The sequence below is a fragment of the Tomitella gaofuii genome, assembly GCF_014126825.1.
Lineage (GTDB): Bacteria > Actinomycetota > Actinomycetes > Mycobacteriales > Mycobacteriaceae > Tomitella > Tomitella gaofuii.
This window is the reverse complement of the sequence record NZ_CP059900.1, coordinates 827,163-847,942: the sequence shown is the minus strand read 5'-3', so window position 1 is coordinate 847,942 and position 20,780 is coordinate 827,163. Positions and strand designations below refer to the sequence as shown.

General features: G+C 71.7%; 21 protein-coding genes. 15 read left to right on the top strand and 6 right to left on the bottom strand.

Features of this window, described 5'->3' with window-relative positions:
* Positions 1-32: 32 nt before the first annotated feature.
* From H4F70_RS03945 to H4F70_RS03900, 10 genes are all read left to right on the top strand, one after another.
* Positions 33-923: a 1,4-dihydroxy-2-naphthoyl-CoA synthase gene (locus tag H4F70_RS03945; RefSeq protein ID WP_182359107.1), complete on the top strand. Its 891-nt coding sequence runs from the start codon at positions 33-35 to the stop codon at positions 921-923.
* A gap of 421 nt (positions 924-1,344) precedes the next feature.
* A complete protein-coding gene (locus H4F70_RS03940) occupies positions 1,345-2,355 on the top strand; it encodes a hypothetical protein (protein ID WP_182359106.1) in 1,011 nt (336 codons plus the stop codon).
* Between the two features lie 149 nt (positions 2,356-2,504).
* On the top strand, positions 2,505-3,770 hold the full coding sequence (locus H4F70_RS03935; RefSeq protein WP_182359105.1) for an inorganic phosphate transporter: 1,266 nt from the start codon (positions 2,505-2,507) through the stop codon (positions 3,768-3,770).
* A complete protein-coding gene (locus H4F70_RS03930; protein WP_182359104.1) occupies positions 3,767-4,024 on the top strand; it encodes a hypothetical protein in 258 nt (85 codons plus the stop codon). Before H4F70_RS03935 ends, H4F70_RS03930 begins: the two co-directional genes overlap by 4 nt.
* A gap of 19 nt (positions 4,025-4,043) precedes the next feature.
* A complete protein-coding gene (locus H4F70_RS03925) occupies positions 4,044-4,466 on the top strand; it encodes a DUF3349 domain-containing protein (protein ID WP_182359103.1) in 423 nt (140 codons plus the stop codon).
* Positions 4,463-4,816 (top strand): DUF3349 domain-containing protein, encoded by a 354-nt coding sequence (locus H4F70_RS03920; protein ID WP_182359102.1) that lies wholly within the window; start codon positions 4,463-4,465, stop codon positions 4,814-4,816. The genes H4F70_RS03925 and H4F70_RS03920 overlap by 4 nt, the downstream gene beginning before the upstream one ends.
* Before the next feature lie 7 nt (positions 4,817-4,823).
* Positions 4,824-6,026, top strand: a complete 1,203-nt coding sequence (menE, locus tag H4F70_RS03915; RefSeq protein ID WP_182359101.1) for an o-succinylbenzoate--CoA ligase — start codon at positions 4,824-4,826, stop codon at positions 6,024-6,026.
* Between the two features lie 337 nt (positions 6,027-6,363).
* Entirely contained in the window at positions 6,364-6,999 is a 636-nt protein-coding gene (locus H4F70_RS03910) for a TetR/AcrR family transcriptional regulator (RefSeq protein WP_235681329.1), read from the top strand.
* A gap of 79 nt (positions 7,000-7,078) precedes the next feature.
* Positions 7,079-8,122, top strand: a complete 1,044-nt coding sequence (locus H4F70_RS03905; protein ID WP_182359100.1) for an ATP-binding cassette domain-containing protein — start codon at positions 7,079-7,081, stop codon at positions 8,120-8,122.
* Complete coding sequence (locus tag H4F70_RS03900; RefSeq protein WP_182359099.1) at positions 8,119-8,976, top strand: ABC transporter permease; 858 nt, start codon at positions 8,119-8,121, stop codon at positions 8,974-8,976. Before H4F70_RS03905 ends, H4F70_RS03900 begins: the two co-directional genes overlap by 4 nt.
* Before the next feature lie 42 nt (positions 8,977-9,018).
* Here the strand turns inward: H4F70_RS03900 and H4F70_RS03895 are convergent, their stop codons facing one another.
* Positions 9,019-12,477 carry an AfsR/SARP family transcriptional regulator gene (locus H4F70_RS03895; protein WP_182359098.1) on the bottom strand — a complete coding sequence of 1,153 codons (3,459 nt, stop codon included), beginning with the start codon at positions 12,475-12,477 and terminating at the stop codon, positions 9,019-9,021.
* 220 nt (positions 12,478-12,697) lie between these two features.
* Here H4F70_RS03895 and H4F70_RS03890 point away from each other — a divergent pair, with 220 nt between their 5' ends.
* A complete protein-coding gene (locus tag H4F70_RS03890; protein WP_235681328.1) occupies positions 12,698-13,255 on the top strand; it encodes a MarR family winged helix-turn-helix transcriptional regulator in 558 nt (185 codons plus the stop codon).
* A gap of 52 nt (positions 13,256-13,307) precedes the next feature.
* The gene (locus H4F70_RS03885; protein WP_182359097.1) at positions 13,308-14,177 is read left to right on the top strand and encodes a 1,4-dihydroxy-2-naphthoate polyprenyltransferase; all 870 of its coding nucleotides are present in this window, start codon (positions 13,308-13,310) and stop codon (positions 14,175-14,177) included.
* A gap of 15 nt (positions 14,178-14,192) precedes the next feature.
* Here the strand turns inward: H4F70_RS03885 and H4F70_RS03880 are convergent, their stop codons facing one another.
* Genes H4F70_RS03880 through H4F70_RS03870 form a run of 3 tightly spaced genes read right to left on the bottom strand, consistent with a single transcriptional unit; the run spans position 14,193 to position 15,564 of the window.
* Positions 14,193-14,576, bottom strand: coding sequence for a phage holin family protein (locus H4F70_RS03880; RefSeq protein WP_182359096.1), 384 nt, complete (start codon positions 14,574-14,576; stop codon positions 14,193-14,195).
* 37 nt (positions 14,577-14,613) lie between these two features.
* Positions 14,614-15,345: a Clp protease N-terminal domain-containing protein gene (locus tag H4F70_RS03875; protein WP_182359095.1), complete on the bottom strand. Its 732-nt coding sequence runs from the start codon at positions 15,343-15,345 to the stop codon at positions 14,614-14,616.
* A gap of 60 nt (positions 15,346-15,405) precedes the next feature.
* The gene (locus H4F70_RS03870; protein ID WP_182360157.1) at positions 15,406-15,564 is read right to left on the bottom strand and encodes a helix-turn-helix domain-containing protein; all 159 of its coding nucleotides are present in this window, start codon (positions 15,562-15,564) and stop codon (positions 15,406-15,408) included.
* Positions 15,565-15,784: 220 nt separating this feature from the next.
* Here H4F70_RS03870 and H4F70_RS03865 point away from each other — a divergent pair, with 220 nt between their 5' ends.
* Both H4F70_RS03865 and H4F70_RS03860 read left to right on the top strand, forming a co-directional pair.
* Entirely contained in the window at positions 15,785-17,704 is a 1,920-nt protein-coding gene (locus H4F70_RS03865; RefSeq protein WP_235681327.1) for a hypothetical protein, read from the top strand.
* 38 nt (positions 17,705-17,742) lie between these two features.
* A complete protein-coding gene (locus H4F70_RS03860) occupies positions 17,743-19,011 on the top strand; it encodes an acyltransferase family protein (protein WP_235681326.1) in 1,269 nt (422 codons plus the stop codon).
* Here the strand turns inward: H4F70_RS03860 and cds1 are convergent.
* A complete protein-coding gene (cds1, locus tag H4F70_RS03855; RefSeq protein ID WP_182359094.1) occupies positions 18,939-20,051 on the bottom strand; it encodes an L-cysteine desulfhydrase Cds1 in 1,113 nt (370 codons plus the stop codon). The genes H4F70_RS03860 and cds1 overlap by 73 nt on opposite strands.
* Positions 20,048-20,395, bottom strand: coding sequence for a DUF4229 domain-containing protein (locus H4F70_RS03850; protein ID WP_235681325.1), 348 nt, complete (start codon positions 20,393-20,395; stop codon positions 20,048-20,050). Before H4F70_RS03850 ends, cds1 begins: the two co-directional genes overlap by 4 nt.
* Before the next feature lie 166 nt (positions 20,396-20,561).
* Here H4F70_RS03850 and H4F70_RS03845 point away from each other — a divergent pair, with 166 nt between their 5' ends.
* A complete protein-coding gene (locus tag H4F70_RS03845; protein ID WP_182347256.1) occupies positions 20,562-20,726 on the top strand; it encodes a hypothetical protein in 165 nt (54 codons plus the stop codon).
* The last annotated feature ends 54 nt before the right edge of the window (positions 20,727-20,780 follow it).

The following is a 20,780-nucleotide window of genomic DNA, read 5'->3' as shown; positions in this document are numbered from 1 at the left end:
GGGCTTCCGCGGCGTCGGCCTATCCTCAGGGCGTGACATTCCATCCTGAGCACTGGCAGCCCGTCCCCGGCTTCGATTTCAGCGACATCACCTACCATCGGCACCGCGAGATCGGCGCCGTACGCGTGGCGTTCGACCGCCCCGAGGTGCGCAACGCGTTCCGCCCGCACACCGTCGACGAGTTGTACGCGGCGCTGGACCACGCCCGCATGAGCGCCGACGTGGGGACGGTGCTGCTCACCGGCAACGGCCCGAGCCGCAAGGACGGCGGGTGGGCCTTCTGCTCGGGCGGCGACCAGCGCATCCGCGGCCGCAGCGGGTACCGGTACGCGGCGGGCGAGACCGCCGACACCGTCGACAATGGACGTGCCGGCCGCCTGCACATCCTCGAGGTGCAGCGGCTGATCCGGATGATGCCCAAGCCCGTGATCGCGCTGGTGAACGGCTGGGCCGCCGGCGGCGGGCACAGCCTGCACGTGGTCTGCGACATGACCCTGGCCAGCCGCGAGCACGCACGCTTCAAGCAGACCGACGCCGACGTGGGCAGCTTCGACGGCGGATTCGGCAGCGCCTACCTGGCCCGCCAGGTAGGGCAGAAGTTCGCCCGCGAGATCTTCTTCCTGGGCCGTGCGTACAGCGCGGAGCAGATGCACGAGATGGGCGCCGTCAACGAGGTGGTCGACCACGACCGGCTCGAGGACGTCGGCATCGAGTGGGCACGCGCCATCATGGGCAAGTCGCCGCAGGCGCAGCGCATGCTCAAGTACGCGTTCAACCTGCTCGACGACGGTCTGGTGGGCCAGCAGCTCTTCGCCGGCGAGGCGACCCGCCTGGCCTACATGACCGACGAGGCGGTGGAAGGCCGCGACGCGTTCCTCGAAAAGCGCGATCCGGACTGGTCCGGGCACCCCTGGTACTACTGACGGGCCGACCCGTCACGGCGCGGCCGTGCACAGAACCCCGCCGTGGCGGGGCCCGCCCTCACCCCGTGACGAAGTGTGCGATCGTCCGGCTCAGGTTGTCCCAACCGCTGATCCAGTACGCGACGGTGGCGATTCCGAGCAGCACGTACGTGTTCACAACGGCACCTCCCAGTCCGGCACCCTCAGTCCGGCACCCTCGGACCCTCTGTGCACAGTCTACCTTCGTCCTCGTTCCCCCGCCCGCGCAGCGGAACGGCGACGCCGACCCCGACGGCGACTAATCTGGGTGGACCCCGAGCAGACCGCCCCTGCGCAGCCCCACCGGATCCCGATCCCGCGCCGCAGCCGCGCCCGAGCCACGGAGAAGCACCATGAGCGGGAACACCTTGAGCGAAACCCACCCCGCGGACGGCCGAGTCCGATGATCGACCCGTTCGACCCGTTCAACATCGGCTGGCAGCGGCGCCTGCGCGACGTGGAGCGCGTCATCGACACCGGCGTCGGCATGGGGCTGGGTGTGAGCAGGTCTCTGTTCGGCTCGGACATCGGCGCGGCGCTCACCAACCCGATGAGCAGCAGCGTCCCGCTCACGCCCGCGCAGTTCCTCCAGAACGCGATGCGCACCGTCGCCGACCAGTTCCTGGACAAGCGCGTGCGCATGCGGGCCGGCGCCGGCTTGCTCACGCTCACGCCCACCGCGTTGGACACCGAGGTCGATTCCCTCGGCCTGGCGCGCGGCCAATTCGCACGCATCCGCGCGACGGCCGCCGACCTGCAATGGGTCAGGAACCCGGCCGATCCGGCCGCCGGTGACGCCGCCCGGCCCGACCTGCAGGTGCACGTCGACCACGCCGAGGTGGACTGCCGCGACATCCAGCTGCGCACCGCGTATTCCCCCGCACTGGTGTTCGGCACCATCGACGTTGAGCTGCGCTTGTCCTCGCACGAGCTGCGGCGGCTCGTGCGCACCCAGCTGCCGGACCTGACCATCGACATAGACGCGGGCGGCGTCATGCGGGCGTCGTGGAGCCGCGCGCAACGCCTCGGCCACGTCATCGTGGTCCCCCGGGTGGCGGACGGAGACCTGCAGTTCTCCCCCACCGAGTTGCGGGTGTCACGGCTGGCGCTGAGCAGCCGTCCCCGCGTGCGGGGACGGGCGCGGCAGATCCCCGGGCTGCGGGTGCGCACGCTGACCGTGCCGGAACTCCCGTGGAACCTGCGCCTCACGGAGGTCGAGACGGGCCCGCGCACGCTGGTGCTGCGCGGCACGAGCGACAGGTCGGAGGGGCGCATCTCCACGGTGCCTCTCAGCGAGCTGACCGGCCTCGTCCGCGCCGCCGTCCGGTACGCGGGCCAGGGCGGCGCAGCGGGTGATGAGTGGGACGGCGATGCGAAGCCCCCGGGAAACGCGCCGCGGCCTGCACGGATGTGACGGTGCAGACATCCACCCGCGGCCAACGCAAAGCGCAGGGGCCGTTCAGGTGAACTCTGGGTGAACTTTCGCCGACCCGATCCACAACTCCCAGGTCAGCGAGATTCGCAGGTTAGACATTTTCGCCGGGGAGCCACACACTCAGGCCTGTGACTGCAGAGTTGCTCGTACTCACGATCGTGATCGTCACCGCGCTGGCGTTCGACTTCACGAACGGCTTCCATGACACCGGCAATGCGATGGCACCCTCCATCGCCACCGGTGCGCTCCGACCCAAGGTCGCCGTCGCACTCTCCGCCACCCTGAACCTGCTCGGCGCGTTCCTCTCCGTCGCCGTGGCCGCCACCGTCGCCAAGGGCATCGTCTCCCTCGACGCGGTCCAGGGCGAGGCGCTGCTGTTCATCGTGTTCGCCGGCCTCGTGGGCGGGATCATCTGGAACCTGGCCACCTGGCTGTTCGGCCTGCCGTCGAGTTCCTCGCACGCGCTGTTCGGCGGGCTCATCGGCGCCGCGCTGGCCGCGCTCGGCACCTCCGGCGTCGAGTGGGGCGGCGTCCTCGGCCGCGTCGTCCTCCCCGCGCTGCTCGCGCCGGTCGTGGCCGGCCTCGTATCCACAGTGGGCACGCGCCTGATCTACAAGATCACCTCCGGCGTCCCCGCCGAGAAGCGCGGCCGCGGGTTCCGCTGGGGCCAGATCGGCTCCGCGTCGATGATCTCCCTGGCGCACGGCACCAACGACGCGCAGAAGACGATGGGCGTGATCTTCCTGGCGCTGGTCGCCCACGGCGCCATCAACGCGGACGACCCGATGCCCTTCTGGGTCAAGGCCGCGTGCGCCATCGCCATCGCCGCGGGCACGTACTTCGGCGGCTGGCGCGTCATCCGCACCCTCGGCAAGGGCCTGGTGGAGATCGATTCCCCGCAGGGCATGGCGGCGGACTCCTCGTCGGCCGCCATCATCCTCACGTCCAGCCACCTGGGGTTGCCGCTGTCGACCACCCACGTGGCCACAGGCTCGATCATGGGCACGGGCCTGGGTCGCAAGGGGGCGGAGGTGCGCTGGGCCGTCGCCGGGCGCATGGCCATCGCCTGGGTCATCACGCTGCCGGCGGCCGGCCTCGTCGGTGCCGCCTGCTGGGCCCTCGCCCACTACATCGGCGGTGCCACGGGCGTCATCGTCGTGTTCGCCATCCTGCTCGCCATGGCCGGGTGGATGTGGAACCGTTCCCGCCGCCAGGCCGTCAACGCCGAGAACGTCAACGCAGACTGGGCCGCCGACACCGCGCCGGCCGGTTCGCCCGACGCCTCCGCCGCGGCGCACGGCGCCGCCCCGCTCGACACCGCGCACGAGCCGCCGCCCACGGCGCATGCGACCGTCGGCGATGGTTCGCGACGCTTCAAGGGAGCCGCACGATGAGCCTCACCAACACCCTCAACTCGCTCTGGCAGGTCATCGCCGTGGGCCTGCTCCTGGGGGCCGGCATCCCCGCCGTATTCGCCGTCGGACTGAAGTTCCTCTACGGTGGTGCGCTAGGCGTCGACGAGAATGGCGAGCCCACCACCGCCGCCCCCTCGCCCGCCCGCCGGGCCGCCGCCTACGCCTGCTTCGCCCTGGTCGTCTGCGCGGTGACGGCCGGCATCGCGGCGATCATCATCACCGGTGGGCACTGACCGAGCCGAAGGAGGGCGTGTGCACCCGCTGATAGCCGCCGTGACCGGATGGCTGCGCGCCGGGTACCCGGACGGTGTGCCGCCCAAAGACTATTTCCCGTTGCTCGCGGTGCTGCAGCACAAGCTCACCGACGAGGAGATCCGCGAAGTGGTCGACGCCCTCATCGAGGACGTGGAGACCCCCATCGAGGTCTCGGAGATCGAGGACACCATCGTCCGACTCACCAGCGAGTCTCCGCTCGAAGACGACGTCAAGCGCGTCGCGGTGCGGCTCGCCGCGGGCGGGTGGCCGCTGGCCGACCCGGAGAGCATCGACGACGCCCCCGAGTGGCTCCGGAGCACCGGCGCCGCACAGGACGCCGAGCCCGCTCAGGCGCCCGCGCCCGCCGAGGAACCTCGACCCGCTGAGGAGCCTGTTCCGGCCCAGGAGGAAGGCGCATGAGTTTTCCTCCGATCGTCGGAGCCGTGGTCGACTGGCTGCGTGCCGGCTACCCCGAGGGCGTCCCCGAGCAGGACTACATCCCGCTGCTCGCCCTGCTCGAACGCCGCCTCACACACGACGAGGTCGCGATGGTGGCGGACGAGCTCGTGTCCCGCGGGGACCTTCCCGTCACCAAGGCGGACATCCAGGTGCTCATCACGAAGATCACCAACGAGATGCCGGCGGAGCGCGACGTCAACCGGGTGCGCGCACACCTGGTCGAGGGCGGCTGGCCCCTGGCGCACATGCACTGGTCGCCGCGGGACCAGCACTCGACCCCGCACGAACAGCACTCCCGGCGCGACCGCTGACCTGCCGATGACCGAACCGCGCCCGGCGTCGGCAGGCCGCCGGCTCGCCGCGTTGACCGTCCCGCCCACCGCGCGGGCGGCCGCACTGCTGCCCCGCATCGCCCGGGCCCTCGACGGCGACGGTGACGCCCTTCTGCCGGTCCCCGCCGACGACCCGCGCGAAGCCGGCCGCCTCACCGACGCGCTACCGCCCGGTTCCGTCGTCGACGAGGCGGTGGCCATGATCGTCGCCACCTCGGGCACGACCGGCACTCCCAAAGGCGCACTGCTCACCGGCTCCGCGCTCGTCGCCGGTGCGCGCGCCACACAGGACAGGCTCGGCGGGCCGGGAACCTGGCTCCTGCCGCTGCCCCCGCACCACATCGCGGGGATGCAGATCCTGGTGCGCTCGGTCGTCGCCGGCACGGAACCGGTGATCGTCGACGTCACACGCGGCTTCGCCCCGGAGGACCTCGTCGCGGCGACCCGACGCATGCCCGCCGGCCGCCGCTACACGTCGCTGGTGCCCACCCAGCTCGTCAAGGCCCTCGACGACCCGGGCGCTGTGGACGCCCTGCGCACCTTCGACGCGATCCTCGTCGGCGGCGCCGCGACACCGGGCGCGCTGCGTGAGCGCGCCGCAGCGGCCGGACTGGCGTTGGTGCGCACCTACGGGATGAGCGAAACGTGCGGCGGGTGCGTCTACGACGGCGTGCCGCTGGACGGGGTGCGCGTGCGGATCGAGCCGGGCACCTCCCGGATCGTGCTGGGCGGGCCGGTGGTGGCCGCCGGCTACCTGGGCGCGCCGGGCCATCCCGCGTTCTCCGAGCCCGGCTGGTTCCGCACCGATGATGCCGGGGAGTTCGACGGCGACGTGCTCACGGTGACGGGCCGGCTGGACGAGGCGATCACGACCGGCGGGCTCACCGTCGTGCCGCAGGTGGTCGAGGCCGTGCTCGAGCGGGTGCCGGGCGTACGCGCGTGCGCGGTGGTCGGGCTGCCCGACGACCGGCTCGGCCGGCGGGTCGCCGTCGCCGTCGTTCGGGACGCCGCGGCGGACGCCCCCGGAGCCGCCGGGGCCCCCACGCTGGAATCGCTGCGCTCCGCCGTCGCGCAGGAACTCGGCCCCCGCGCTGCCCCGCGCGAGATGTTCGTGGTGGACGCACTGCCCCTGCGCGGGATCGGCAAGGTGGATCGGCGGGCGCTGCTTGCCCGGTTGACCGGCGGCTGAACGCGGGACCAGGCAGAATCCGGGAGGATCCGGCGCGCGCTCCGGTTCGTGCCACAGCCGCGCGGCGTCCTCGCCGGTCCGCGTCCCGTCGGCGCGGCGGAGTACCCCTCCCCGCCTCCGGCCGCGCGTCGGCGCCGACGGCCGACGCCGGAAGCGGCCTACGAGGTCGCCCGAGTCCGACCGGGACTCCGACGGCAGTGCGACCCCGGTGAAACCCGTTCCCGTGTCCGATGCGCCGTCCGGCATCCGCACCCTTCGAATACCTCGTCGCATCGCAATCCCCACGCAGTAATGACACACTGTAACGACACAGAATGCGATGTGCAGTGGATCACAAATGAGGGGTGACCAGGACGTGGAGCGGATGGAATACGTCGGCGGCCCGGTGCACGGAAGGCCGCACCGGGCGGGGACACAGCGCAATCCCGACATCGACGCCGCCGCAGTGCACGCCGCCCGCGCACTGCTCGAGGAACGCGGATACAACCGCACGAGCATCGACGCGATCGCCACGCGCTCCGGGGTCGGCCGCCCCGCCATCAACCGGCGATGGAGCTCGAGGGCCCAGATCATCCACGACGCCGTCTACCCGTCCGTCGACCCCGGCGACCTTCCCGCGGACGACCTGATCGGCGCGGTCTCCACGCTCGTCTCCGGCGCATACGGGCTGTTCGGCGCCCCCGCGGCGCGCGCGGGCGTGCCGGGGCTGATCGCCGAGACCCGATCCGACCCGGAGCTGCACAGGCGTCTGGTCATCGAGCAACTCGACCCGCTGCGTGCGGCGCTCGGCCGACTGCTCGACGAGGCCGCCGCCGCGGGCGCGGCCCGCCCGGGCCTCGACGTCGACACGATCATCGACGCCGTCGCCGGCGCCGCGATCTTCGCCGTGTGCCTGCGCGACGCGGACGACGCCGCGCAGTCGGCGAAGCGCATGATCGACCTGCTGCTGCGCGGCATCCTCGACCGCGGATGAACGGCGCCGCACGACGCCTGCAAGCGGGCGGACACGGCGTGCAAGGGTTCTGCAAGCGGGCGCCCCCACGCTGGTCGGCATGACAGCAACAGCACTGGCGGACCCGCAGTCCGCCGCCACCGCAAGCACGCCGGCCATCGAGGCCGTCGACCTGGTCAAGGAGTTCGGCGGATTCCGCGCGGTCGACGGCGTCAGCCTCACCGTTCCCACCGGCACCGTCTACGGGGTCCTCGGCCCCAACGGCGCCGGCAAGACGACCACCATCCGCATGCTCGCCACGCTCCTGCGCGCCACCTCCGGCGAGGCCCGGATCTTCGGGCACGACGTGCGCCGCGCACCGACCGCGGTGCGCTCGCTCATCGGCGTCACCGGTCAGTACGCGTCGGTGGACGAGGACCTGTCCGCCACCGAGAACCTCGTCGTCTTCTCGCGGCTGCTGGGCCTGAGCCGCCGGGACGCCCGTCGACGCGCTGCCGAGCTGCTCGAGGAGTTCAATCTGGTGGAGGCCGCGGCACGGCCGCTGAAGAACTTCTCCGGGGGCATGCGCCGCCGGCTCGACCTGGCGGCCAGCCTCATCTCCGCGCCGCCGCTGCTCTACCTGGACGAGCCCACGACCGGCCTGGACCCGCACGCGCGCACCCAGATGTGGGAGACCATCCGCGGGCTCGTCGCCGGCGGATCCACGGTGCTGCTCACCACCCAGTACCTGGACGAGGCCGACCAGCTCGCGGACCGCATCGCCGTCATCGACCACGGCCGGGTGGTGGCCGACGGCACCGCGGACGATCTCAAAGCGTCGATCGGCGGCTCGTCGCTGCAGATCACCCTCGCCGACCCGGCGCAGAGCGACCGCGCGCGGGCGATCATCTCCGAGGCCCTGGACACGCCCGTGGGCGTCACCGCCGAGTCGGGCCGGCTCACGGCCCCGATGATCGACCCGGGACAGACACCTGAACTGCTCATCCACCTGCGCGAGCACGGCATCACCACCGCCGAACTGACGGTGCAGAAGCCCAGCCTCGACGAGGTGTTCCTCACCATCACCGGCACGCCTGCCGACTCCGATGGCGCCACCCCCGGCACCGCCGACGCCGGATCCGCACAGAACGGGGACGCAGCATGACCACCACGACCACCAGCCCCGCCCCGCCGCAGTCCGCCGGCCCCGCCACGCATTCGGTGCCGCGCCGGGCGGCGGAAGCCTCCAACACCGTGAGCCTGCGACAGACGCTCTCGCACACCCGCACCATGGCCTACCGCGGGCTGCTCAAGTTCAAGCACAACCCGGAGCAGTTCTTCGACGTTGTGGTCCAGCCGGTCATCTTCACGCTGATGTTCACCTACATCTTCGGCGGGGCGATCTCCGGCGCCGTCGACGACTACCTCCCGCTGGTGATCCCCGGCATCCTGGTGCAGACGGTGATCACCGCGTCCATCGTCACCGGGACGCAGCTGCGCGAGGACATGGACAAGGGCGTGTTCGACCGGTTCAAATCGCTGCCGATCGCACGCATCGCGCCGCTGTCCGGGGCGCTCTCGGCCGACGTCGTGCGCTACACGCTGGCCACCGTGATCACGTTCATCGTGGGCCTGATCATGGGCTACCGCCCCGGCGGCAGCGTGCTCGGCGTCATCGCGGCGGGCGTCCTCGTGATCGTGTGCGCCTGGGCCATCAGCTGGATCTTCGCGTTCATGGGCGTGGTGATGAACAAGGCGTCGACGGTGCAGGGCGTGTCGATGATCGTGCTGTTCCCCCTCACGTTCATGTCCAACGCGTTCGTCCCGGTCGAGACCATGCCCGGCTGGCTGCAGGGCTTCGTCAAGATCAACCCGGTCTCGCACCTGGTGAGCGCCGTCCGGGAGCTCGCCAACAACGGGCACGTGGGCATGGAGGTGGCCTGGACACTCATCGCCGCCGCCGTCGTGGTGCTCGTCATGGCGCCGATCACCGTGCGCGCCTACATGCGCAAGGCCTGACGGTTCCGTCGGGAGCGACCTCCGAACGCGGCCGGCCCGTGCTCATCCGAGCGCGGGCCGGTCGCGGCTCAGTGCGGCGAGAAGCTCCCGGACCAGCGCCGGACCCACCAGCCCCGCGGCACGCCGCTGTGCCGCCTCCACCTCCGTATCACCGGCGGCGTGCCGGGCCGCGTCCGTCCACCGGCCGATGCTCATCGACGGATAGTCCTGCCGCGCGTGCGCCCGCTCGGCGAGTGCCAGCTCTCGGGCGAACCTGGCAGGAGCTTCCGTACCGACACCGCCGACGAACTCCGCCACGGTCATCGCCAGCAAGACCGCCGCGGTGACGGGCAGATCCACCACCGACTCCCGTGATCCCGCGATGCCGGAGGTGAGCCGGGGCACTACCCCGCGCGCCAGGAGCCGCGCGAACTCGCAGGCGGCCGCCGCGTGCCCCCCGGCGGCATGCGCGCAGGTGGCCGCCGCGATGAGCAGACCCATGTACGGGTCGACAGCCGCCGACCGCTCGGTGCCGTGCACGCCGATGCCGTCCTCCACGGCCTCCCGGTACCGGCGCAGACCGCCGTCCACATCGCCATCCGCCAGGTCCGCCTCCGCCAGGGCCGCCGCGATCGCCGCGCGGTACTGCGCGTCAGGGTGGCGCCCGCCCGGCGCCGCCGCCCCGACCACCTCGCCCGCTCCGCGCGCGGCGAGGGCCTCGCGGCGCCCGGCCTCCGGCTGCCCCGCACCGACCAGGGCGGCCGCGATGAACCCGCGCATCTGGATGCTCTCCTCGTAAGCATGCACCTCCCACAGGACCTTCGCGGCCAGCCGGTAGTAGTCCACCGCGTCACGGTGACGGCCGGCCTGCCCCGACAACTGGCCGAGCATCTGCGCGGCCATCCCCTCGCTCCACCGGTCGCCCCGCTGACGCGCCAGGTCCAGGGCCGCTGACGCGTCGCGCCGGGCCGCGGTCCAGCGTCCCGCGTTCTCGTGCGCATTGGCGCGGAAGGAACGGGCGAGGGCCTGTACACCCGACTCGCCCGAGCGCGCTCCGCGCGCGAACATCCGCCCGAGCCGCGTCGGCCGCGTCACCGTCGCCAGCCGTGCGAGGTACCCGGCCTCCGCACTCGACGGCGGCCGGGTACGCAGCAGTGTCCGGATGCGGCCACGCGTCCGCGCGATCGCGCGGCGGTCGTTGAGGAAAAGCTGGTAGCCGATGACGATGAGCAGCGCCAGGTACAGCACGTCGGTGTCGATCGCCGCGTCGTGGGCCCACGCCGTCCGCTCGCGGCCCGCGTCCTGGGCGCGGGCCTCGAGCGCATTCCAGTGCGCCTGCACGCGCTCGCTCCACAGGGCCGCCTCCGGGTGGGAGCCCCGGATGGACCAGAAGACCGACAGCACGGTGAACACCGGCAGCACCACCGCGGTCCGCCCCGATTCCAGGGCCGCGCGCAGAACGAATACGAGGTTCTCGTGCTCGACCTCGATCTCGATCATGGACTCGGCGGTGCCTCCGCGGAGGATCTGTTCGGTGATCCGCGTGGACGCTTCCGCGGCCCACTCGCAGAAGAGCTCCTCCACATCGTCACGTTCCCCGGGCCGGGATTCGAGCCGCTGCAATCCGAACTCGCGCACGGTCTCCAACATGTGATGACGCAGCCCCGACGGCTCGTCCACCTCGGCGACCTCGAGCATGGACTGCTCGACCAGCCCCGTGATCGCATCGTCCACCGCGGCGTCCGGTCCTCCCGTCGCCGTGCCACCACCGTCCCGGCCTCCTATCACCCGGCGCGCGGCATCGATCCCGAAACCTCCGGGGAAATAGCAGAGCCGGCGCATCGCGTCCTGCTCGCGGGCGTCGAGGAGGTTCCAGCTCCAGTCGATCACCGCGTGCAGGGTGCGGTGACGGTGCGGCGCCGCCCGATCGCCGGTGTTGAGCAGAGCGAACCGGTCGATGAGGCGTGCGTTGATCTGCTCCACGCTCATGGTGCGGACGCGCGCCGCCGCGAGTTCGATCGCCAGCGGCAGCCCGTCCAGGGCGGAGCACAACCGCGCCACCGCCGCGTCGTCGAGGCGCACCGAGGGCCGCACCGCGCGCGCCCGCGCCGCGAACAACTCCGTCGCCGGCGAGCCCCCGTTCACGGGGCCCCCGCCACCGGGGCCCGCAGGCGCCACCGACAATGGGGCCAGCGGATACGTCCACTCCGCGGCGATCATGAGCGGGATGCGGCTCGTCGTCAGGACGGTCAGGCGGCGACACGACGCGATGAGATCCGCGACGAGGTCCGCGCAGGCGCCGACGACCTGTTCGCAGTTGTCCAGGATCAGCAGCGTGGGAGTGGACGCCAAGGACTGCTTCAGCCTGTCCCGCGGGTCCGCCGACGCACGCGACTGCCGACGTGTCACCGGTTCCATCATCAACCGGTCCGCGTCGCCCAGACCCAGCGTGCCGGCGACGGCGGCCGCCACGTCCTCGCCGCTGCGCACGCCGACCAATTCCACCAGCGCCACCCGGCCGTGCTCCGCGTGCGTCGCGCCCGCCCTGTTGGCCAGCCGGGTCTTCCCGGTGCCGCCGGGGCCCAGGATCGTGACGACGCGCGACGATTCGAGCAGCGCATGCACCGCTGCCAGATCCGCGTCGCGTCCGATGAGCGCGTTCGGCTCCGCGCGCAGCCCGATCGACCACGGCGCGGTGGCCGTCGCCGACGCATCGTCGTCACCGCCCTCGGCCGGCATACCGCCCAGTTCGCCGCGCAGGATCGCCACGTGCACGGCGCTCAACTCCTCGGACGGGTCGGTGCCGAGCCCGTCCGCCAGCCTCGAGCGGAGCTGCGCGTACAGCGCGACCGCCTCGTTGCCGCGCCCCGTCTCCGCAAGCACCCGCATGAGCTTCGCGTGCGTGGGTTCGTCCATCGGCCGGCGCTCGCAGAGCGCACGCAGCAGCGGCAATGCATCCGCGTACCTGCCGGCCGCCATCGCCCCGTCGACATACACCGCCTCCGCGCGTTCCTGCATCCGGAATGCGCTCGCGCGCAGTGCGTCACGCACCGGGCCGTCCGGCAGGTCGTCCCCCGGCACGCCGCGCATCGGCGCGGTGACCAGGTCCAGCAGCGCGAGGGCCGGCGACGCCTCGCCCCGCCGCGCCGCGGCCTCGGCGTGGCCGATCCCGTCCTCCGCCGCCGACAGGTCCACCTCGCTGCGGGCCAGCGCCAGCCGATATCCGGCCGGCCCCTGTTCCAGGGCTCCGTCCGGGAGCAGTGCCCGCAGCCGGGACAATTGAGTGTGCAGCGCATTCATCGGATCCCGGGGCAACGCATCACCCCAGACCTCGTCGATCAGCGATGCGGCGCTGATGAACCGGCCGGCGTCGAGGGCCAACGCCGCGACGAGCGTTCGCGGGCGACGGCCTGGCACGGGCATCAGCGCGCCGTCCCGCAGCACCGACACCGGACCGAGGACGGCCACGACCGTGCCCGCGGCCCACGCCGCCTCCGCCTGTGCAATCCCGTTATCCGCCACGACAGCGCCCATCGTATGCGGCCGGCCCCCCGGGGACGCATCTCCCGGGCACGCCGATACTTTCGCAGGTACGATTGTTGTGAAAGCAAGTACTGTTGCTTCCGTGCGGCTTCCCGCCGGGCGCGGCGCCCGCCCCGACCCCCCGCTTGCGGAAGAACCACCGTACGATTCCGCCCCGTCGGCCGAACCCGGCCGCCGACCAGCCCTGAGGACCTACCCCGTGCCCGACGCCCCCCTCGATCAGGATGCGCCCCCCGCCGCCGCGACGGCCGCCGTCGCCGATCCGTCGATCCCCGACGCACGCTCGCTGCGCGTGTGGCGCAACATGCTGTTCGCACACAGCACCATCGTCCAGGACCTGGGTGAGGAACTCGCGGAGAAGGCGGGCCTGACCCTCGCGCAATATGATGTCCTGCTGCGCCTGCGGGACAGCGAGGACAACTCCATGCGCATGGGGGAACTGGCCGAGGGCGTGCTGGTGACCACGAGCGGGCTCACGCGCGTGGTCGACAAGCTCGAGTCCGCGGGCCTCGTCGCACGCGTGCGCGTGAGCTCCGACCGCCGCGGGGTCCGGGTCTCGCTCACCGACACCGGCCGCGCACGCCTCCGGGAGGCGTCCCGCGTCCATCGCGAGGGGATCCGCCGGCACTTCACCCGGCACATCACCGACGACGAGCTCCCCGCGCTGGAGAGCTTCTTCTCGCGGCTGTTCGCCGAGGCGCGCGGCGTGCCCCCCGTCGAGCCGCTGCCGATGCCCGCCATGCCGCGGCGCAGATGACATCCGCACACCGACGGCGGCCCCGACGCGCCGTGCTGAAAGACTCCACACCATGGCCACCATCGCCGACTGGATAGAGGGCGCACGCCCCAAAACTCTGCCCAACGCTGTCGCACCCGTCTTCGCCGGCACCGGGGCTGCCGCCTCCCTCGACGGATTCGTGTGGTGGAAGGCACTGTTGGCGCTCGTCGTCGCGGTCGCGCTGATCATCGGCGTCAACTTCGCCAACGACTACTCCGACGGCATCCGCGGCACCGACGACGAGCGCGTCGGCCCCATGCGCCTCGTCGGCTCCGGCGCTGCCCGCCCGGGGGCCGTGAAGCGCGCCGCGTTCGCATGCTTCGGCGTCGCGGGCGTCGCCGGCGTCGCCCTCTCGCTCGTCAGCGCGTGGTGGCTGATCATCGTCGGCGTCCTGTGCGTGCTCGGCGCCTGGTTCTACACCGGCGGCTCCAAGCCCTATGGGTACGCCGGATTCGGCGAGATCGCGGTGTTCGTGTTCTTCGGACTGGTCGCGGTGCTCGGTACCCAGTTCGTCCAGGCCGGCCGCATCGACTGGGCCGGAATCGCTTGCGCGGTCGCGGTGGGCTGCTTCTCGAGCGCCGTGCTCGTCACCAACAATCTCCGCGACATCGACTCCGACGGCGAAACCGGCAAGACGACACTCGCCGTCACCCTGGGCGACGCCCGGACGCGCGTGCTTTTCTTGACCCTCATGTCCGTGCCCTTCGCGGCCACCATCGCGCTCGCGTTCCGCAGCCCGTGGGTCCTGGTCGGGCTCGTCGCGCTGCCCCTCGCCGCACGAGCCGCCGCCCCGGTGCGCACCGGCGCCGACGGAATGGCGCTCATCCCAGCGCTGCGCGATACCGGGCTGGCGATGCTGGCCTGGTCGGTCGCCACGGGCCTCGCGCTCGGGCTGACATAGCCCACGCGGCCCGCTTCATCGCCGATCGGGGATCAGCACCGACAGGATCATGTTGACGATCGAGATCACGATGGCGCCCAGCAATGCGGTGCCGAAGCCGCCGACCTCGAAACCCCAGCCGAACTCCTGCGAGAGCCACGCGGTGAACATGAGCATCAGCGCGTTCACCACGAAATAGAAGATCCCCAGGGTGAGGATCAGCAGTGGCAGGGACAGCACCATGACGATCGGCTTGATGATGAGGTTGACCACAGTGAAGACCAGTGCCACCCCGAGGAACACCAGGATGGTCGCCCCGGTGTCGTGCTGGTCCGTGTCGAGAGAGATCCCGGCCAGCAGGTACGTGGCCACCCAGATGGCGACCGCGTTGCTGACGAGGCGTACTCCGAAGCTGATCATCCGACCATCGTGCCATCGTCGCGGCCACCCGCCACCATCACGCGGCGGAACCCATCGAGGTTTTCACGCGGTCGGCCAGCGCTTCCGTCGTCGTGCGGGTCTCGATGAGCCGCTTGGTAGGCCCTGACGCGCCGGACAGCACCCCCAACAGCAGGTAGGCGCCGGTGATCTCCCCCGCCCGCTCACGGACGGCGTGACCCAACCCCGATTGCAGAGATTTCTTCGCGTCCGCGTCCAGACGGACCCTGCCGAACCGCCCGCCGCCGCGCCGGCCCCTGCCCCGACGACCGTGCGGCCCGCCGTGGCCGTGGCCGCGATCGCCGTCGGGGTGCCGTCGATCGCCGGGCCTCCCCCGTCCGCGTTCCGACGGACGCTGTTCGTCCCGCATGCCCGTGTCAGGCGCCGGATCATCGGTGTCGACCTCGCCGGAGAGTGCTTCCGGTCCGAACTGCGCCTCGATGCTTTCACGCACCGCGTCCAGATCGATTCCGATCGAGCGGAGCGCATCCACGTCCTCGGCGTTCAGCACCGTCCCCGGCCGGTCCTGCGCCGCGTCGTGCACAGCCGCGTCGGCCGTACGGATATCGTCGCGCACCTGCTCCACCGTGAATCCCGCGTCCTCGAGCACTCTCCGCACGGGCGGTTCCGCCGCGAGCAGCATCGCGAGCAGATAGTGCCGAGGGTCCACCTGGGCGCTTCCCAAGTCGATCGCCTCTTCCTGCGCCACTATGACTATGCGGCGCGCGTCTCGCGCAAATCTTTCGAACATCGTGTCCTCCGTAGTCTGATTCGTACAGTGCGCTGCCGGATACGTCCCGGGCGGGCCGCATCATCGGCGCGTGCGCCGACCGTGCTTCTGGTGCACCGCTTGACGGCTGACCTGGAGAAGGTCGGCTATCGCCTGCCAGGACCAGCCCTGCCTGCGGGCCGCATCCACCTGCAGGCTCTCGAGCCGCTCGGTGAGACGCCGCAGCGCGCGCACGGCCACGAGCCCGACGGCCGGGTCCGCAGCAGCGGCGCCCCGGACGAGCGCGGCGGTGTCCTCCGAACCCGCGTCCTCGCCGGCCTTCGTCGCGTCTCCGTCATCCCGCGCCGCCCCGGCGGCTCCGCCGATCGTCGATCCCGCATCCATGCCGTCAATATATGTTGACATCGCCAATCTGTCAATATTCATTGACACGGCGATCGCTCCTCTATCGTGAGGGGCCGTGACCATCGCGACCGAACGACCACCCGCGCCCCGCGCGGAAGCGCACCGCGCCTTCACCGGCCGACGTGTGCTCGTGGCCGCGCTGGCGCTCATCGCCGCGCAGCTGGTGGTCCGCGGCGTCGTGGCCGCCCGCGGCTACTTCTACTGGGACGACCTGATCCTCGTCGCGCGCGCCGGCGAGCATCCGTTGCTGTCCGCCGACTTCCTGCTCTACGACCACGACGGGCACCTCATGCCCGGCGCCTTCCTCGTGGCGGGGATCCTCACCAAGATCGCCCCGTTGCACTGGACGCTCCCCGCGATCAGCCTGGTCGTACTGCAGGCCCTGGCCTCCCTGGCCGTCCTCCGCGTCCTCCGCGTGATCCTCGGCGGCCGGCCCACGCTGCTCATTCCGCTGGCGCTCTACCTGTTCTCGCCCCTCACTCTGCCGTCGTTCGCCTGGTGGGCGAACGGGCTCAACCAGCTCCCGTTGCAGGCGGGGCTGGCCCTGGTGACGGCCGAAGCGATCCTGCTGTACCGCACGGGGCGTCTCCGGCACGCGGTGACGGGGGCCGGCACTCTTGTCCTCGCACTCGCGTTCTACGAAAAGTCTGTGGTCATCCCGTTCGTCGCGTTCGTCGTGGTGGCGCTGTTGGCGCACACGGCCGGCGACCGCCGACCGATCCGCTCCACCGTGCGCGCGTGCGCGTCCCTGTGGGTCGGCGCCGCGGTGATCCTCGCCGGCTGGGCGGCGGTCTACTTCTCCCACGTCGCGTCGCCGCTGCGCACCGACCGTCTCGACGACGCGGCCGCGCTGCTGCACCACGGCACCTCGCTCGGGCTGCTTCCGGCGCTGTTCGGCGGCCCGTGGAGCTGGGACCGCTGGCCGCCGAGCCCGCCCTGGGCCACACCGCCCGTCGTGCTGGTGGTCGGCGCGTGGCTCCTCATAGCCGCCGTCGTCGTGGGCAATCACCTGCGCCGGCGGCGCATCGGATGGGTGTGGCCGGCCGTGGCCGCCTATGCGCTGGCCTCGCAACTCGCGATGGTCCTCACCCGCGGCGGCGAGGGCACCGCGGTCGAGATCGCCCAGACGCTCCGCTACGTCGCGGACACCTCGGTGATCGTCGCCCTCGCACTCGCCATCATCGATCAGGCACCTCGCCGCGCCACGCACCCGGCGTTCCGGCCGATCCTGTCCGTGCGGACACGGCCGGCGATCACCGCGGTGGTCGCCGCCGCGTTCCTCGCCGGCAGCCTGTGGTCCACATACACCTTCGAACAACGGTGGCGGGACAACCCCACGGTGGACTATGTCCACAACGCCACGGCCGCGCTCGCAGCACACCAGGACGTGCCGTTGCTGTCGCAGCCGGTGTCGATCTGGGTGCTGCTGCCGGTCGCGGCGCCCTACAACCAGTCCAGCGCCGTGTTCGGCCCGTTGCGTGAACGACCCGCGTTCGCCGATTCCACCCCCTCGTTGACGATGCTCGACGACGACGGACACCTGATCCCGGCCGAGGTCTCCTGGATCCGCGCGCTCACCGAAGGCCTGGCGCCCGGCTGCGGCACGCGCGTCACCGGGGACGCCGTCGCCGTGGCCCCCGGGATCGACGGCGCCATCGCACTGTCCCAGCCCGTGATCCCCTGGGTGTGGACGGCGCAGCTCAACTATCTGAGCAACCGCGACGGGACGATCGAGGTCTCGATGCCCGGCGGCGCCCCCGTCACGGTGCCTGTCCGCAGCGGTCTCGGCACGGCGTACGTCCGTCTGACGGGCGGCGGCGCGGCCGTCGACATATCCGCCGTGACCCCCGATCTGAACCTGTGTTTCGGGGGCGGACCGTTCGGCTCCGTGGTCCCCGCGCAGTCCCCGGACGCCGGGTCCCGCGCGGGCGCCGGGAACGACACGACCGACGACGACGCGCGTCCGCACCCGTGAACCGTCCCGCGACGTCCGCACCGGGATCCCGCCACCGCGTGGCGGCGCTGACGGGGCTGCGCGCCGTCGCGTGCCTGATGGTGCTCGTGTCGCACGCCTTCTTCTGGACCGGAAACTACACCGACGACGCGTTCGGCCGCTTCGGCGCGCGGCTCGAGGTGAGCGTACCGTTCTTCTTCGCGCTGTCCGGCTATCTGCTGATCCGACCCTGGGTTCGCGCCGGGCTCGCCGGTGCCGCCGCGGCGAAGGGACCGTCCCTCACCCGGTATCTGCGCGCGCGGGCGCGGCGGATCCTCCCGGCCTACTGGGCCATCGTGGTCGTCGTGTACGCCGTCTACCTGCTGCGCGATTCCGGCCCGTTCGGGCGCGGGTGGGACGGATTCCTGCGCAACATGACGTTCACCCAGATCTACGGCTACGGGCACCTCCACGATTCGCTGACCCAGTTGTGGAGCATCGCCGTGGAGGTGAGCTTCTACCTCGTGCTGCCGCTGATCGGCCTTGCCGTGGCGCGAGCGCTGCGGAGCAGGGGCGGAATGGCATGCGCATTGCTGACCCTCGCCGCCGTCGCCGTGCTGTCGCCGCTGTGGATCTGGGCCACCCACACGGATCTGTTCTACCGGCTGCCGGGCCTCGCCTCGGCGCGGGTGGATCTCACGGCACGGTTGTGGCTCCCCAGCTTCCTCATCTGGTTCACCGCGGGGATGATGCTCGCGGTGGCGGAGCCCGCACTGCGGCGCCGCGGGTTCCCCCGCCGGCCGCGGCTGTTCACCGTCGCATGCCTCGCGGTCGCCGCGGCCGCGTTCGTCGTCGCCTGCACCCCGATCGCCGGTGAGGCCACGATCATGCCCGTGGGCACCGGGCAGTCGATCGCCAAGAACCTCCTGTACACCGTGTGCACGCTGGGAGTCCTCGCACCACTGACGCTGGCCCGCGGAGGCGCGCGCCCCACGCTGTTCGCGCGTGCGCTCGCGTGGCGGCCGGTGGTGTGGCTCGGCGGGATCTCCTACGAGTTCTACCTGCTCCACCTGCTGGTGATGGAGCTGCTGATGGACGCGCTCGGCTACCGCCCGTTCCACGGGTCGATATCCGTTCTCACCGAGGCGACGGTGGTGGTCACGATCCCGCTCGCCTGGCTACTCGCGCGCCTCACCCAGCCGCGCGGCGCGCGCCGGTCGACGCGGAGCGGCGACGCCTCGGCCGCCGCCGGAGCCTCAGCGTCGCACGACCCCGGTCAGCCCCGCCAGCGGCCCGTGGCGGAGAACTCGTCGAGCACCCCCTCCGCGTCCGAGAGCCCGATGCCCTGACCGGCGACCCAGACGTCGTCGTAATAGGTGTCGGCGTAGCGTTCGCCGCCGTCGCACAGGAGCGTGACGACGCTGCCCGAGCGGCCCTCGTCGACCATGCGGGAGATCAGCTCGAACGCCCCCCACAGGTTCGTTCCGGTCGACCCGCCCAGCCTGCGCCCCATGGCCGCGGACCCGTGGCGCGCCGCGGCGATCGACCCGGCGTCAGGGACCCGGATCATCTCGTCCACCACGGACGGGATGAACGACGGCTCCACCCGCGGCCGGCCGATCCCCTCGATCCGCGAGCCGCGCGCAGCCGTCACCCCGCGGTCGCCGGTACGCCAGGCGTCGTGGAACACCGACCCTTCCGGATCGACGACGCACAGCCGCGTCGCGTGCCGCCGGTACCGGATGAAACGGCCGATCGTCGCGCTGGTGCCGCCGGTCCCCGCGCCCACCACCACCCAGGCCGGGATCGGGCTGTCCTCATCGGACATCTGCTCGAAGATCGATTCGGCGATGTTGTTGTTGCCGCGCCAATCCGTGGCCCGTTCGGCGTTGGTGAACTGGTCCAGGTAGTGGCCGCCGGTCTCGGCCGCCAGCCGCCGCGATTCGTCGTAGATCGCGCCCGGATCGGTCACGAAGTGGCACCGCCCGCCCGCGCTCTCGATCAACCCGATCTTGGCCGTGCTGGTGCTGCGCGGGATGACCGCCACGAAGTCGAGCCCCAGCAGCTTGGCGAAGTACGCTTCGCTCACCGCAGTGGACCCCGACGACGCCTCGATCACCGTCGTCTCCGGCCCGATCCACCCGTTGCAGAGCGCGTGCAGAAACAGCGACCGCGCCAGCCTGTGCTTGAGGCTGCCCGTGATGTGTGTGGATTCGTCCTTGAGATACAACTGGATGCCGCCGCGCTCCGCCGTCGCCCCCGCCCAGGAGGCGGCCAGCGGATAGCGCAGCAGGTGCGTATCGGAACTGCGGCGCGCATCCGCGCCGATGAGCCGGACGGCGTTGTCGCACCAGGCGCGGTCGGCCGGGGCGGTGCGGGACGCGCTCACTCGACCTCGCCGCGGAGCTTCGCCTCGAGGTTCTCCCGGTGCGCCCTGCGCGTCGCGTCGACGGCGGCGATGTCCTTGTTGACCGCCATCCGCATCGACTTGAACAGCACCATCGACAGCGGCAGCGACACGAGCAGGGCGAGGACCATCGCGAGCAGCAGCGGGAACTCGTCCACCGCGATGCTCCCGATGACCATGATGATCGCGGTGAGTGCGGCGAACAGTGCCAGCCGCGCAAGCGTGTAGAACACGAGGTTCTTCGCCAGGCTCTTCTTCGCCGACGGCTGGGTTTCCACCGGCCGGGCATCGCCGGTGCCGCGGACGCGGTTCACATCGTCACTCACACCCCCAGGCTACCTGCCGCGCGCGCCCGGCCCGGCGACGGCGGAGACGATTGTGACCCCGGCGGCACGCGCACCGCCGCCGGTGACCGGCGTTATGGCGGCGGCGCCGACACCCCGATACGCTCATGGTCATGCCGAAACGGGCGCAACGAGGAGGGAGTCGGACGTGATCTACGTGCTGGCCGCGATCGGGCTCGCGACGCTGGTGGTCCTGGGGTGGCGCGCGTTCGCCCCCGACCTCACCCCGCGCCGCGGCCCCGCCCCCGACGACGACCCCGAGTTCCTCCGCGGCCTCAACGTCCGCCCCGACCCTTCCGACAGGGAAGACTGACCGGAGAGACGGACACAGGACCACTTGCGACGAAGGGAGTGGGGCCGCGGCGTG